A 15,131-nucleotide genomic window follows, 5' to 3' on the forward strand; every position below is an offset into this window, starting at 1 on the left:
TCAATACATGTATTATTATAATCAAATACGAATTCAGGCAAAATTAAACTACCAGTCTCCAATAGAGTTTGGAGAACAAGTAGCTTAGGTGTTTTTTCTAAGTCTCATTTAGATGGGTCAGTTCACATCCTACTTGCGCTTTATAAACGGTTTATTAACTATTAAAGTACCACCCTAAATCCAATGATCAGGAATGGTTATGGAAGGAGGTAACTTCGTATTAATATCTCCCTTAGCCGAGTTAACTTGTGCTTGAGTGAGAAAAATACTTCCTATGAGATTAGCCCCCCTTAAATCGGCATCTCTAAGGTCAGCTCCGATAAGGTCAGTCACTCTCAAGTCAGCTTCTCTGAGGTCAGATGCTATAAGCAGAGCTCCTCTTAAGTCAGTGCCTCTAAGGTCAGCCCCCCTTAAATTAGCACCGATAAAGTCACTTCCCCTTCTAACTTTGTTCTGTTTCTTTTGATTTTTATTTTTCTTAAGTGGAACTTTTGCACGAACTAGTTCACTAGTTCGTAGAAGTAAGTCATTAACTTTTTTTCTATGAGCAGGTACATTAACATTAAGGTCTATGATCGCTTTTGGACTTAAATTAGTAAGATATTCCGTTTCTTCTAAGGCAACCTGCAAATCGTTATAAATAGGTTGAGCAGCTTCTAGGCTCAGAGCTTCATTTAAATAACAAAGCATTTCATGAAGTTGTTGTATTATAGGAAATACATCAAACATTTCCTTAGCTAACTTTGGGTTATCACGCCAGTCATTTCCATCATATGTGACTTGAGATACCTTTTGACCTGCACCAAAGCATTCATATACAGCACAGCCACGAAAACCTTTTTTTCTGAGTTTATTATGAATACCGCAACGATAATTTGATTGCAAGTTTTGACAAGGCGTACCTCCATCTTTATCAAATGCAAAATCAGCTGATTTTGCATAAGGTAAAGCGACACAGCACAATCCAAAGCAATTTTCACAGTCAGCAGTTAAATTATTATGTATATAATCGTTATTCATTAATTGACTAGACAATCCTTACACTTCCTTAAAAGAGAAATACCTTTTATAGTTTTTCATAGTTTTTCATAGGATTAAAGAATGATAACATCTCAAAATCAATCAATTGGTTGGGATAGAGATCCACGTTTCGATAGTTCTTACTAAGATTCTTGATTTATTCTCATGTTTAAGAAGTTATATGAAAGGCAAGTCTCTCTACTTTTTTAGAATAATTCTAATTGTTCTTGAACAGTTTTTGTTGACACCTTTGACTTTTTCTTCGTATTTTCAATGGTTTCCACCGGTGCTTCAACAGAACTCAAGTTATTTTTCACGTGTGCAAGATAAACCAGTTCATCCTTACAAATTGGACAACGGTAAAACTCATTGGGAACTCGAGACAAAGCAAGCTCAATACGCTCCTCTTTCGGCATACCTTGTTCCTTTGAGCATTTACCACATACTTTTTCCATAATTTTTTCACCTACTTAAAGTCATTATACCAAAATAAATCATACTAAAAACCTTAATACTATGGCTAGTCAAGGGGAATTGAATTTCGCAAACTATATGTATCTAGCTGATCTGAACTAGTGATTTAATCTTACAGTCTTTATAGTTTCATAGCAAACCAATCCTTTAAATCCTTCCCTCTTAGTTAATAAGCTGTTTCTTCCTCGAAAATTCGCTAAATGATTTAGTAGCCCTTTTTCACATCCACCTTATTATGAAGAGGTTTATTCTCTTCAATATTTTTTAGAGTTTCAATAAAACATTCTACTCCCTCGTTAGGTGTTGTTACAGCTGATATATGCGGTGTAATAGTGACATGTTTATGATTCCATAGTGGGTTATCTTCTGGTAACGGCTCATGGGCAAATACATCAAGTACTGCAAATCTAACTTGGTGTTGATTTATAGCATTAAGTAAAGCTTTTTCGTCGAGTGATGCACCTCTTCCAACATTAATAAAACCTGCATTGGATAATTGCCTAAAGATATTTTCATCAAAAAGCCCTTCCGTTTCTTCTGTTAACGGCAAAGTATTAATGATGTAATTCATTTCGCTTAATCTTGAAAAATGAGTATCAATAGATATAACCTCTTTAAAGTATGCTTTTTTCTTCCCGCTTAAAGAGAATCCGTATACGTCAACACCTAATGAAGAGAAAATCATCGCCATTTTTTGGCCAATTTCCCCTGTTCCATAGATCATGACTTTTTGTTCATTTAATAGTTTTGGGGTAATAGGGTGCCATTTTCCTTGAAGCTTGTATGCCTGGAATTGGTCATGAAACTGCAAATCTTTTAGGATGTAACTCAAGCAATATTCAGCAATTCTTTGTCCAAAGGAACAAACAGTTCTAGTCAATAAAACATTTTTATTCCAGTCTTTTTTAAATAAAAAGCGATCGACTCCAGCACCGAGGGAGTGTACCCATTTTACATGATGATAATCAAATGTAGATTTCGTATTAAATGAAACAAAAGCATCGGCCCATATGAAATCATCTTGATTTACTTCCTCTTCAAGTAAATACCGAAAATTCTTTTGTACTTTTTTGCTTTCTATTATTCTTTTGATCTCTTTGTACATTGGGCTGACAATTAGTATATTTTTGATAATCATTATTTTCACCTCTTATTTTTTTAAAGCTAATTTTATCTATCTCCTATTAAAATAACTCATAATGAAACAAAAGTCGCTTATCAATTTAATGAAAAAAGATTACTACGGACAAAATAAAAATGGCAGCCCAATTAGTCAATTCGTTTGACATGTATGGACTACCCTTAAAAAAAATCACACTTTGAATTTACCTACTAATTCTTGCAGTTCTTCTGCCATGTTAGATAATGAAGCGGAAGAAGCTGCAATTTCTTCCATCGATGCAAGCTGTTCTTCTGTAGCGGCAGACATATTTTGTGTACCAGCTGCTGTCATTTCAGAAGTTTCACCAATAACATTCATAGAATGTACCATTTGTTCCGTGCCTACAAACATCTCTTTAACAGCTGAAGTTACTTCTTGAATTTGTGAAGAAACCTCAAGAACTGCATGTTGGATTTGATCAAATGATTTTCCTGCGTTATGGACAAGGTTTATTCCATCTGCTACTTTATTGGTTGTATCATTCATTGATTGAACGGTTTGGTTTGTGTCAGTCAAAATTGTTGAAATCAGTGCCGCGATTTGTTCTGCTGAGGCTGCTGATTGTTCAGCTAGTTTACGCACTTCATCAGCTACAACTGCAAAGCCACGTCCTTGATCTCCTGCTCTTGCTGCTTCAATTGCAGCATTAAGTGCTAAAAGATTTGTCTGTTTTGCGATGGTTGTTATTGTTTCAACAATTTCGTTTATTTGAGTTGAACGTTCACCTAGTGTTGTTACTTCCTTGGAAAGAGTATTAACTGATTGATTAATATCATTCATTTGTTTAACAACCGTATCAATTGCTTTATTACCATCGATTGCCTTCTCAGAGGCATGCCTTGCTGTCGCTGTCACAATTTGAGAATTGGCTGCAATTTTTTCAACAGATGTTGAGAAATCATTTACTGTTTTCGCTGTTTCCTTTACACTTTGGTCTTGTTTGTCTATTCCAGCTGCAACCTTTTGAGCAGTTGAAGCAATTTGATCTGTAGCCCCTGTCGTTTCCTCTGTACTAGCAGTTAATTGTTCTGCGGAAGCTGCAACCTGCTCTGCGTGGAAACCTACTTGTTTAATTAAATCTCGTAGCTTGCCTACCATCTTATTAAAGGATTTAGCAATTTCTGAAAGTTCATCTTTAGAATTTATATTAATTTCCTGAGTGAGATCTCCTTCACCTTCAGCGATTTCTTTAAGTCGGTTATTCATTACTTGTAAAGGTTTAATAATCGAACGAATGATGAGAACGGATGTAGTTATTCCAACTAGTATGGATAAAATAATAACTGAAAATAATATAGTTGTTTCAACTTTTTGCCTCTGATCTAAAAGCTTTTTATCTTCTTCAATTTTGCTTGTTATTTCGCTAATAAATTTATCAATGCTGGGATCCACTAATTCTTTTCGAATGCTTCTTTCTTCTTCCATATGAATAGTAAGTGCCTTTTCTTTATCTCCACTTTCATATGTATTTACCATTTTTTTATTTGCTTCAACATAGACTAATAGGTTTTCTTTGATTTTTTGAATTTCCTTGCGATTTGAATGAAGATTAGCCATTTTCTCTAGAGTAATAAAGTATTTTTCTATATCCTTTGTTTTCTCTTCGATACCAGAAACTAATTCCCCATCACCAGTAAGTAGAAATGCTCTTTCATCATTTGAAATTCCAGTGAACCTATATTGCAGTGACTTCATAATGAGTTGAACCGCTTCATCTTCTTGCATTCCTAAGTATGCTTCCTCCGTTTTTTGGAGTTGAGAGTAGGATAGAATACCTGAAATAATCAGCGCAGATGTTAAAAGCCCAACTATAAAAATTAACTTTCCTTTAATAGACATAAGACTACCTCCAAACAATCATTTGCTTTATTAATATCGACAAAACCCTTTATTGTTTTAGTCGTACAATTAGATAAATGATTGAATTTTTCTTTTTATTTAATAATCTTTCTGAAGTAATAAAAAAATGAGTAGATCAAAATCTAAATGATCTACTCATTTTAATCTTACATTACACATTATAGTAATGCATCTGCTTGAACGATCTCGACGGTTAGATGGTTTTTTGATGATAAATCAATTTCATATGGTTTTACTTTTTGACCTTCTTCATCTCTTATAACTCGTATCTCAGGACGTCCGACTGAATGAAAATTATATTTCGAAACGATTCCAGTTCTTCCATCATTTAATTTTACAGTTAGACCTTGTGGGTAAATGGCAATGCAGTTTTTAAACAATTGAATCTGGTTCGTTTCAAATTGTGTTCCACTACCGGAATAAAGTATTTCAATACCTTTATGTGGTAACATCCCAGGTCGATATACTCTGTGGGAAGTAACAGCATCAAATACATCTGCAACACTTAATATTTTTGCGTATTCATGAATTTCGGTTCCTTTTAACCCTCTAGGGTAACCTGCGCCATCAATTCTTTCATGGTGTTGAAGGGCACAGTGAGCTACAGTTAATGGGATCTCGTGGACTCTTCTAAGATTTTCAAAGCCTAATTCACAGTGTGACTTAACTTGTTCGAACTCTTCCTTTGTTAACTTTCCTGGTTTATTTAAAACCTCAACTGGGATAAACAATTTACCGAGATCATGCAACAACGCACCTAAACCAATTTCTTCAATTTTTTTTTGCGGTAAACCATTGGCGATCGCCAATTGGCTTGCATATATTGAGACGTTTAAACTGTGAGTATAAACATGGTTTTTACAAATTTTAGTTGTTGCTAATAAATTTAGTACTGTACGATTATCAGTTAAAAAACCGATAATATTTTTAAAGATATCTTGGAAGCTTTGTACTGTTTTTCCAGTGATAATCATTCCTTGGAGATTAGAGGTAGTGGAATTCAATTCAGCAATTGAATCTAAACCTTGTGTGATGACATCTCCTGCTTCCATAAGCAATGGTTCCGGAATTGAATCAACGATCTCAATCCCTTCAGATGCCTCATCATCAATGTAAACAGTGAAAATATTGAATTTCTTAAGTCTTTCTATTAAACTATCTGTTAGTTTAGTTCCCTTTGATAAAAGGACTTTTCCATTTTCATTGTAAATAGATTTACCTAATATAATTCCCGACTGACATCTATGTAACGTAACTAAACGCATTTTCTTTCTTTTCTCCTATCCTCACGCATATTCACTAAAAGAGACTGCCTAAACCCTTTATAGTACTTGTTAGTGTGTTCTTATTAAAAATGCGTTTACTATCTGTACTGCAATCTTCTTAAGTGCTATTTAGTGAATACATAAAAATTTCTCTATTTTTAATACTCTTACTGAAAAGGATATAATTAACTTTGTGAAAAATTAATCACATTCTATTTTTAAAAATAGGTATAAAAACCTAAAAATATGTTGCTTTATGTCGATTATAGTAAAATACTACTCCATTTTCAAATAAAGATCCAACAATTTTTATGTTTATTCATTAATGTTTCTTTATGAATTCGCAGGACTGTTGCAGCATTTATTAAAAATATACAGAATTTAATGCAATAATTATTGGGGTGTTTGAATGTATGTACAATCCACTTTTCTTGATTTATGTATTCTATAAGCTTCAAAATAAAAATCATACTTATGCTCATAATACATAACAAGTATTAATAACTTTGACATTCAGTTAAAAATGATGTATATTACCAAATGGTCGAACGTTTTATTTGAATAATTAATTAATATTCGTGTTTAGGGGTGTAATTCATGGAAAATGTGTTTGATTATGAAGATATTCAATTGATTCCAGCAAAATGTGTTGTAAATAGCCGATCTGAGTGTGATACATCTGTTACATTAGGTGCACATACATTTAAGTTGCCTGTTGTTCCTGCAAATATGCAGACTATTATAGACGAAAAGGTTGCTATTTACTTAGCGGAAAATGATTATTTCTATGTTATGCATCGTTTTGAACCAGAGAAGCGACTATTTTTTATTAAAGATATGAAATCACGTGGATTATTCGCATCTATTAGTGTCGGAGTTAAAGATGAAGAATATCAATTCATACAACAATTAGCCGATGAACAAATATCTCCGGATTACATTACGATTGATATCGCACATGGTCATTCAAATGCGGTGATCGAGATGATTAAGCATATTAAGAAGCATTTACCTGATAGTTTTGTTATTGCAGGAAATGTTGGAACTCCTGAAGCTGTAAGAGAATTAGAACATGCTGGTGCAGATGCGACAAAAGTAGGCATTGGACCTGGTAAGGTATGTATTACTAAAATAAAAACTGGTTTTGGAACTGGTGGCTGGCAATTAGCTGCGCTTCGTTGGTGTGCAAAGGCAGCTAGCAAACCGATTATTGCAGACGGGGGTATTCGTACTCATGGTGATATAGCTAAATCAATTAGATTTGGTGCATCTATGGTCATGATCGGTTCTTTATTTGCAGGACACGAAGAATCTCCAGGAGAAACATTTGAGAAAGACGGTAAGCTATACAAAGAATACTTTGGTTCAGCTTCTGAATTTCAAAAAGGTGAAAAGAAAAATGTTGAAGGCAAAAAAATGTTTGTCGAGCATAAAGGTTCTTTAAAAGATACTTTGATAGAAATGGAGCAAGATCTTCAATCCTCTATTTCTTATGCTGGAGGAACTAAGCTAGAAGCTATTCGAAATGTAGATTATGTCGTGGTTAAGAATTCAATCTTTAATGGTGATAAGGTATATTAAAGGTATTTAATAATTTTATTTTAAAGCTAGGTGTGGTGAGCAAGATACTTTTGTACTTGCTCATCTTTATGTTTTTAGGGGGAGGTTTTACTTTTCATTATAGTTCTTTCTTGCTAATTCGTCTCTGTCAACCGAGCTTGGAGGCTCCTCAAGCCATGAATTTTTTATCATAATGTTTGCTCCATCCTCAGCAAACCTCTGAATATCTGATATGAATGAATTATACATCCTTTCTAAATCTACTCTTGGACTTGATGTCACACTAAATCCATAATAGCCAATACTCATAGCAATTAGTGCAGCTGTATAGAACATGATTATTTTTTCAGAAAGAGTATATTCGGTAGAATCAGTCACCTCGGAATCCCATGTTAAAGGCGCGGGAATATTACTTTCCTTTAATTTCAACGCACATTCTTCTATATGTTTTTTTGCAATCTCGATACCTTTGGTTATAAAATTAGTTACATCCTTTGAGGTAGCAACCTGACAAAAGCCAATTAATGTAGCAATTCCAAGAGCATTTCTTTGGATGTTTGAATATAGGTTTGTAATTTCTAATGCAGTTAAAGGTCTTTTATCTCCAATGAAATCTAGCATAAAACCCTGCTTTTTTACATACCCCACATTTTTCGGGTATGATATATAAGGTGACCTAGTATAGAGCCCTTTTTCTAGTAATACATCCTTTGACTTTTCATATAAATCCATTGACTCTGTCATACATTCTTTATAATAACTAGTAATGTCAGACCTTACAGCTACTGATAAACTCATAGAATAAGCAGTAAGTCCAATTTTAGCCATCTTATGAATAAAGTATAATACATAGCTGTCAGAAAAAAGTCTAGGAGCGTTTAATTCAACATCCTCATCTATCTTAAATCCATGGGGAATAGCACTATTTTCCTCTGTAAAAATCGAAGTTATTTTGTTTACGTGATCATTAGATAATTTTAAAGAATATTCGATTATTGGCTTTATCTCAGCATCCTCTACTTTATTTAAGAAATATGATAGTAGACAAATACTCGCAGAATCATTCATAAATTGGATCCAAAGCTGTGATAATTCACCTGATGTAAGTCTAACTTTCTTTTGTTCCGCCATTTTCTATCCTCCAGAAAAACATATTTATCTTCTATTTTCTCCAACTTCCCCAAACATATGTAAGATTTTCCCTTTTAACTTGCGGGATTCCCTTTTTGGACGCATTTCTTGTATTGGATTTCTAATTTATAGTTGTTCTAGTTAAATCATGAAAAATGAACAAAAGCGAAAGCGCCTTGAACAGCCTCGGGCAAATAAGACGCTCAAGAACAGTACTAGAATTTTATAATTTCCTAGACAATTAAAAAAGCCTCAACTCCATATAGGAATTGAGGCTATAATTAAAATTTATTCTTTTGAACAAGAAGAACCTACTGTTCAATTATAGGACTTTTTAGATAATACGAGTTGTAACGATACCTTCGATTTGCTTGATTTTTTCCTCGAATTCGGGAATGATATCACCGTTTATTTTATTGTCGATGTCAATCAATGTGTACGCATAATCTCCACGACTTCTGTTTACCATGTCAGCGATGTTTAACTGATAAGTTGATAAAGCCTGTGTAAGCTGCCCAACCATGTTAGGAACATTTTTGTGGAAAGCTGCTACACGGCGCTTGCCTGTATAAGGAAGAGAAGCGTTAGGGAAATTCACTGAGTTTTTAATGTTACCTGTTTCTAAAAACTCCTTCACCTGACGTGATGCCATAATTGCACAGTTTTCCTCTGATTCTTGTGTAGATGCACCTAGATGTGGGATTGAAACAACATTTTTCATTTTTAAAACATTTTCATTCGGGAAGTCTGTAATATATTTACCAACTTTTCCACTTTCAAGTGCTGCTTCCATATCTGTCTCATTCACAAGCTCTCCACGTGAGAAATTCAAAATATGAACGCCAGGCTTCATGATGTTGAATACTTCTTTGTTGAACATACCTTTTGTGCTTTCCATATACGGAACGTGTACAGTAATATAATCTGAGTTTGCAAACAATTGTTCTATCGTCATAGCGCGTTGCACTTTACGAGACAAATTCCATGCAGTATCAACAGAGATGAATGGGTCAAAGCCAATGACATCCATGTCTAAATCAAGTGCATCATTTGCAACAAGCGCACCGATCGCCCCTAAGCCGATAACTCCAAGTGTTTTACCTTTAATTTCTTTTCCAACAAATTGTTTTTTACCTGCTTCAACAAGTTTAGGAATTTGATCGCCTTCCCCTTCTAACGTCTTTGTCCAAGCAACACCGGCAAAAAGGTTACGTGAAGAAGCCATTAATGTGGTAAGAACCATTTCTTTTACAGCGTTAGCGTTAGCTCCAGGGGTATTAAAAACAACAATACCTTGCTCTGTGCATTTGTCTACCGGGATATTATTGACACCAGCTCCAGCACGTGCAATTGCTTTTAAATTATTGGCAAATTCCATTGAATGCATGTTATAGCTACGTAAAACAATAGCATCAGGGTTTTCACTATTATTGTCGATTGTAAAGTTATCTTTATTGAATACGTTTAGCCCTACTTCTGCGATATTATTTAAGGTTTTAATTGTTTTTACTTTTTCTAATGTTGTTGTTGTTGTGCTCATAATTAATTTCTCCTCTTTTCATTTATGTTAGTTTTCAAATATTATGAATATTTATTTTACTAGAATAATGGAATTTAAACGAAGTTTCAACCTTAAATATCATCTCCTAATAAGCAGAAAGAGGTAAGGGATACTTCCCTTACCTCTGCCCAGGCGAACGGCTACGACACTATGTGCTCCCTCACGGTTATCCGTGTTTCGCCAGTTACACATAGTCTTTTCATTTCCTTTACTTTATCAAAAACTTCAGCAAACTTCAAGTAGAATTTATCATTATTTATGGACTTTTTAAACTATATTATGAGTAAACAGCAATCTTACTTTTCAATTTTAAAACAAAACATTTTAGATGAATGAAATGGTTAGAATAACGCTATATTCTCAACAACTACCCTGCCATGTAAAATATTTTTAAAAGAGAAAAATTAATGTATAAGCTAAAGGATCCCCCATCAATAAACCCTTTTAGCTCCCACATAATATTTCCCCCAATAAGAATTATCCATTGAATATGCAGCGATCCCTTTTGAACTGGTAGCGGAGATGAACTGATTATCTCCCATGTAAAATCCTACATGTGTAATCGTGCCAGATGTATTGACTGCAAAGAAAACCAAGTCTCCAGGCTGTAGCTGATTTCTTGCGATTGCTGTTCCTGTTTTATAGAGGCCTGCTGAGGTATTTCGTGAATTGTCTATTCCATGTTGATTGAACATGTAGTATACGAATCCTGAACAATCAAAGCCAGATGGTGTAGTGCCTCCCCATAGATATGGAACACCTAGATAATTCCTTGTATCTTTGATCAATGATTTTTTGACAATTGCATGTTCAATGGCTGTATTTGTTGCTTGATCGACCTTGCCTGATATGGCAAGTCCATAATCACCTTGAAAGGTTTTTATTGCCTGTGTTGTGGCAGTATCGTAGCTTCCAGTCATTGTTGGTACGGCATAGTAGCCAAGGGTTTGCAGGTTTTTTTGAACGGTCTGTAAGCTAGTATTTACCGAAGTTGGTGGTACGGTTTCACCATTTGTAGCTCCTTGTGAATTTGGAATGGTTAATACTTGTCCTACTCGTATCGTATCACTTGTTAATTGATTCACTTGTTTTATTTGCTCAACTGTCGTATTGTATCTCTTTGCGATAACAGATAATGAATCTCCTGACACGATTGTGTAACTAATATTATTCGTATTCGTAGTAGGTGCTGGTTGCACAATTGGAGCTGAAGCCCCTTCCCCATCCTTTGGAATGATGAGTATTTGTCCAATTTTTAACTGATCTGTTTCCAGATTATTTGAGCTGCGAATTGCATCTAAGCTTATATTATATCTAGATGCAATTCCCCATAAACTATCACCAGCAACTACAGTATACTTGATACCTGAAGTAGTTGGGGCTTCAGTTGGTGCAGGAGTGGGGACTGTGTCTGTTCCATTATTTCCGCTTGAGGGAATGATTAATGTTTGCCCAATTCTTATTAGGTCGGATGTTAAATGATTGGCACTTCGGAGTGCTTCAACAGTTGTTCCAAAACGCTTTGCGATTACAGATAGACTATCTCCAGAAACCACAGAATAAGTTGTTGCATGTGATTGGGTAGGTTGTTGAGTAATGGATTGGGTGGTTTCGTTCGTGTTTGCTCCAATTAAAATCGGTATAATCAACGTCTGTCCAAGGCGTGTGGTATCATCTACCAGATTATTAGCTTCTTTAATGGCCGCAACGGTTGTACTATATTTTTTAGCTAAAACGGTTAAATAATCTCCTGTCGCAACAGTATGAATTGTCTTTGGGATAATTAACCGTTGATTCAATTGCAAAACATCAGAGGAAAGATGATTTGCTTGCCTAATATAATCGACTGAAGTTCCGTACCTGACAGATAGATTCCAAAGTGTATCACCTGATGAAACCTGGTAAAAAATCGTGTTTCCTTGTTCCGTTTGAGTAGTTGCATTCAATTCCTCTGCCTGTACAGATGATGTTTTTGAAGAAAGAGGGATAGATGCTACAACTAATCCACCAAGGATTACTTTTACTATGGTGACTTTTATATTTGGATATTTTTCTTTTACGATTTGACTGGCTGTTAACGTAATACTTTTTGTCACCTTTGGCACTCTTCCTAATTCTTCAGCAAACTCAGTTAATTGATCATCGAGGTAGAGAACTAAGGCAAATTCATCTTTTTGAGGATCAAGTTTTCTAAGTTCATATCTTTGTTCAATGTCCATGTTTTTGATTCTCCTTTTCATTACCTTGATGTAAACCTTAGTATTCCTAACGAATAGGAAATCATTACAACTTCAGTAAAGTAACAGAGAACCTAAGTAATGCAATTTTTTAATTTCCTTAACATAAAAAGACTGCTAGTTGGTGAGTTAAAACAATTAGTAGATTCATATGTCGAGGAGTACAATAATCATCGTTATCAGTAGGGATTAAAGAAGATGACCCCGGCACAATACCGAGGTCATCTGTTAGCAGCATAGACTATTTTATTAAATCCCCTACATAATTAAAATGCTGTTGAGCTTGTATTTTTCCTCTTTAATAATTGCTGCTTCTTCAGTAAGTTATTTAATGTTTCGGAACTTAGGAGCATTGCTGCTACAAAAACTACAATACAAAAAGGGAAGATTCCAATTGTCGATTGAGATGCAATAAAACCAAGAAGAGGTGGCATAAATGTACTACCTGTATAGGCAAAAGCCATTTGATACCCCATAATTGTCTGGGAATGCTTTTTCCCAAAACGTTTTGGGGTTTCGTGTAACATACACGGAAATATCGGTGCTAGACCTAATCCAACCATAATAAAACCTACAAGGGAGAAAATGGGTGGGAATGGTAGGAATAGAAGTGTGGCACCAGCAAATGCTATTATCTGCCCCATCCTGATGAGAGTACGGTTACTAATTTTAAAGGTAATAAAGCCTGTAATAAATCTGCCAATTGTGATTCCTGAGTAATATAAGGAGACCCATTTTGCAGCAAGTGATGCTGGCAATTCTTTCACATTTACCAGGAAACTACTTCCCCAAAGACCCATTGTGGCTTCAACCCCACAATAAAATAAGAAGGATATCATAGCTAGTTTAACCCCTTTAATTTGTAAAGGTTTTACATTTTCAGCATCTTCGTTATAGACTATACCTTTTGGATCTTCCGGCTCTTCGTTTATGGCGATATTGCTATTTTTTGCCCTTCTGTTCCATAAAGGCAGAGTGAAGAAAAGGATGACCACTAACGCAAATTGAATTCCTGAAATGATTAGATATCCATTGCTCCAGGAATTCTGTCCTGAAATAAACTGGGCCATAATGATAGGACCAATAGTAGCTCCTACTCCCCAAAAACAATGTAACCAGCTCATATGGTGTGCCTTGTAATGTGTAGCTACATAATCGTTTAATCCTGCATCAACAGCTCCTGCACCTAATCCAAGAGGTATGGCACATATAAATAACCAAATCACCGATGGAGCAAAATAAAATCCTAGTAAAGCACCAGCAGTCATTAAGGAACTGACAAATGTGACATTACCAGTTCCGAACCGTTTAAGAACCTTCCCACTTGCTAAACTGGAGATAATTGTGCCACCCGCTATCGTCATAAAAAGCAATCCGGCAGTCTCAAGTGGGACTCCGAAGTCCGATTGCATCACAGGCCACGCTACCCCCAACAATGAATCAGGTAAACCTAAGCTGATAAAAGCCAAATAAATGATGACTAAAAGGAATGTTGCCATATTTAAAACCCTCTCCTTTAAAACATTTTGTATTTAATTGTACTTTTCGATTTGTTTTACTCGTTTGATCCATTCATCATAAGATTAAGTCCAAGCCTTTGTAATCCATATAAATAATCTTGTTTCCAATCACTCATTGTTAGCTCAGGGAGATGTTCTGACGGGATATATTTTGAGCTGACTATAGAAATACTTTCTAATAATATTTTTTCAACTTCATCTTTACAAAAAATGATGGTATGAGGGTTAATGATAGCTACAAAGGATGCTACTAACCTGCTAATTGCATCAATCTGATAATCCTCGGAGATAGTTACCTTTTTAGGCCCACTTACGTTTTCTAACGCCTGCCCAAAATTTCGTTCATTATACTGAGGGACGAATGAAACCTCTCCTGCGAAAAATGTACTTCCTCGCACCACATCTCCATTTATCATAAATCCTGCACCTGGCCCATTTTGACCGGAATACAAATATATAAGGGATTGATTATCCTTAATCCCGTTATTATGGTGATATCCGAGAACTGCAGCATTCATATCGTTCTCTACTACGACGGGTATAGAAAAATAATCCTCATAATATCCTTTCAAATCAAAATTTTGTAACTGCACATATCCCGGTATATGAAAAATTCGACCGCTATCAACCGAACCAGGAACGCCGATTGCCATAGAACTGATTTTTGAATTTTCAGTTATTATTTTTTCGATGAACTTAGTTAAAAAATTTATACCATCATCTATTAATACACTTGGAGCTTTTCCTTGTTCCTTTACTTCTCCTACACAATTAAAAATTGTATAATTGGTCTCTGTCCTCTCTAAGAAAATTGCAAGCCCTAGCATATGCTCAGGATTGTATGTATATCTTTTTGCTCTTCTCCCACCACTAGATTCATCTAAACCGACTGAAATAATTTCACCATCCTTCTCCATCTGTGTTAGGAACTTACTTATTGTTGGGAAACTAATTTCTAATTTATCGCTGAGCTCAACTTTTGTTGCACTTCCAAGCTCTAAAAGAGATTTACGAATACCAGAAAGGATTACCATCCTCAACGATTTTGGAGTAGCATTCACAAACGTCACCACCTATTAACTAGACTTATTAAATAACTTTAATAAGTATCGAACAAAAAACTTATTAAAGTTATTTAATAAGTGATGTTGATAATATATCATATAAAATTATCGAATACAATTGTGATTATAAATTCGATGGCACTTTCTTCGACTAAACAGCTCCGTTCATTGAAGTTCCTTGTTTAAGTTCATTATGACCCAGCCGAATCTATGAAAAAAGTATTGTCCATGCCTGCTTTATCAAAAATTTGGTGTTGAACAGATGTTGTATATTCCT

The 15,131-nt window shown here is 34.9% G+C and carries 11 protein-coding genes and 1 riboswitch; of the genes, 1 reads left to right on the top strand and 10 read right to left on the bottom strand.

The window, feature by feature from the left end:
• Nucleotides 1-174 precede the first annotated feature (174 nt).
• The 5 genes from I7822_RS20950 to I7822_RS20970 all read right to left on the bottom strand — a co-directional run bounded on the left by I7822_RS20950 (nt 175) and on the right by I7822_RS20970 (nt 5,781).
• Complete coding sequence (locus tag I7822_RS20950) at nt 175-1,035, bottom strand: pentapeptide repeat-containing protein (RefSeq protein ID WP_243459596.1); 861 nt, start codon at nt 1,033-1,035, stop codon at nt 175-177.
• Nucleotides 1,036-1,226: 191 nt separating this feature from the next.
• A complete protein-coding gene (locus tag I7822_RS20955; RefSeq protein WP_207981024.1) occupies nt 1,227-1,475 on the bottom strand; it encodes a hypothetical protein in 249 nt (82 codons plus the stop codon).
• A 224-nt stretch (nt 1,476-1,699) separates the two neighbouring features.
• On the bottom strand, nt 1,700-2,632 hold the full coding sequence (locus tag I7822_RS20960) for a D-2-hydroxyacid dehydrogenase (protein WP_207981025.1): 933 nt from the start codon (nt 2,630-2,632) through the stop codon (nt 1,700-1,702).
• Nucleotides 2,633-2,806: 174 nt separating this feature from the next.
• A complete protein-coding gene (locus I7822_RS20965; RefSeq protein WP_207981026.1) occupies nt 2,807-4,495 on the bottom strand; it encodes a methyl-accepting chemotaxis protein in 1,689 nt (562 codons plus the stop codon).
• Nucleotides 4,496-4,674: 179 nt separating this feature from the next.
• Nucleotides 4,675-5,781, bottom strand: coding sequence for an HD-GYP domain-containing protein (locus I7822_RS20970; RefSeq protein WP_207981027.1), 1,107 nt, complete (start codon nt 5,779-5,781; stop codon nt 4,675-4,677).
• Nucleotides 5,782-6,378: 597 nt separating this feature from the next.
• On the opposite strand from I7822_RS20970, the gene guaC reads away from it, so the two are divergent.
• Nucleotides 6,379-7,362, top strand: coding sequence for a GMP reductase (guaC, locus tag I7822_RS20975; protein ID WP_207981028.1), 984 nt, complete (start codon nt 6,379-6,381; stop codon nt 7,360-7,362).
• An 87-nt stretch (nt 7,363-7,449) separates the two neighbouring features.
• Here the strand turns inward: guaC and I7822_RS20980 are convergent, their stop codons facing one another.
• The 5 genes from I7822_RS20980 to I7822_RS21000 all read right to left on the bottom strand — a co-directional run bounded on the left by I7822_RS20980 (nt 7,450) and on the right by I7822_RS21000 (nt 14,824).
• Nucleotides 7,450-8,472, bottom strand: coding sequence for a DUF3231 family protein (locus tag I7822_RS20980; RefSeq protein WP_207981029.1), 1,023 nt, complete (start codon nt 8,470-8,472; stop codon nt 7,450-7,452).
• A 334-nt stretch (nt 8,473-8,806) separates the two neighbouring features.
• Nucleotides 8,807-10,012 carry a phosphoglycerate dehydrogenase gene (locus I7822_RS20985; protein WP_207981030.1) on the bottom strand — a complete coding sequence of 402 codons (1,206 nt, stop codon included), beginning with the start codon at nt 10,010-10,012 and terminating at the stop codon, nt 8,807-8,809.
• A 140-nt stretch (nt 10,013-10,152) separates the two neighbouring features.
• Nucleotides 10,153-10,231, bottom strand: a riboswitch (ZMP/ZTP riboswitch).
• A 233-nt stretch (nt 10,232-10,464) separates the two neighbouring features.
• Complete coding sequence (locus I7822_RS20990) at nt 10,465-12,252, bottom strand: C40 family peptidase (RefSeq protein ID WP_207981031.1); 1,788 nt, start codon at nt 12,250-12,252, stop codon at nt 10,465-10,467.
• 284 nt (nt 12,253-12,536) lie between these two features.
• Nucleotides 12,537-13,769, bottom strand: a complete 1,233-nt coding sequence (locus I7822_RS20995; protein WP_207981032.1) for an MFS transporter — start codon at nt 13,767-13,769, stop codon at nt 12,537-12,539.
• 56 nt (nt 13,770-13,825) lie between these two features.
• Nucleotides 13,826-14,824 (bottom strand): ROK family transcriptional regulator, encoded by a 999-nt coding sequence (locus tag I7822_RS21000; RefSeq protein WP_207981118.1) that lies wholly within the window; start codon nt 14,822-14,824, stop codon nt 13,826-13,828.
• Nucleotides 14,825-15,131: the final 307 nt, after the last annotated feature.

This window comes from Metabacillus bambusae, assembly GCF_017497975.1.
Taxonomy (GTDB): Bacteria; Bacillota; Bacilli; order Bacillales; family Bacillaceae; genus Metabacillus; species Metabacillus bambusae.

Excerpts from the sequence above, each read along its gene's own strand:
- I7822_RS20965 (WP_207981026.1), bottom strand. The coding sequence starts at position 4,495 with ATGTCTATTAAAGGAAAGTTAATTTTTATAGTTGGGCTTTTAACATCT.
- I7822_RS20960 (WP_207981025.1), bottom strand. The coding sequence starts at position 2,632 with ATGATTATCAAAAATATACTAATTGTCAGCCCAATGTACAAAGAGATC.
- I7822_RS20980 (WP_207981029.1), bottom strand. The coding sequence starts at position 8,472 with ATGGCGGAACAAAAGAAAGTTAGACTTACATCAGGTGAATTATCACAG.
- guaC (WP_207981028.1), top strand. The coding sequence starts at position 6,379 with ATGGAAAATGTGTTTGATTATGAAGATATTCAATTGATTCCAGCAAAA.
- I7822_RS20995 (WP_207981032.1), bottom strand. The coding sequence starts at position 13,769 with ATGGCAACATTCCTTTTAGTCATCATTTATTTGGCTTTTATCAGCTTA.
- I7822_RS20990 (WP_207981031.1), bottom strand. The coding sequence starts at position 12,252 with ATGGACATTGAACAAAGATATGAACTTAGAAAACTTGATCCTCAAAAA.
- I7822_RS21000 (WP_207981118.1), bottom strand. The coding sequence starts at position 14,824 with ATGGTAATCCTTTCTGGTATTCGTAAATCTCTTTTAGAGCTTGGAAGT.
- I7822_RS20970 (WP_207981027.1), bottom strand. The coding sequence starts at position 5,781 with ATGCGTTTAGTTACGTTACATAGATGTCAGTCGGGAATTATATTAGGT.
- I7822_RS20985 (WP_207981030.1), bottom strand. The coding sequence starts at position 10,012 with ATGAGCACAACAACAACAACATTAGAAAAAGTAAAAACAATTAAAACC.
- I7822_RS20955 (WP_207981024.1), bottom strand. The coding sequence starts at position 1,475 with ATGGAAAAAGTATGTGGTAAATGCTCAAAGGAACAAGGTATGCCGAAA.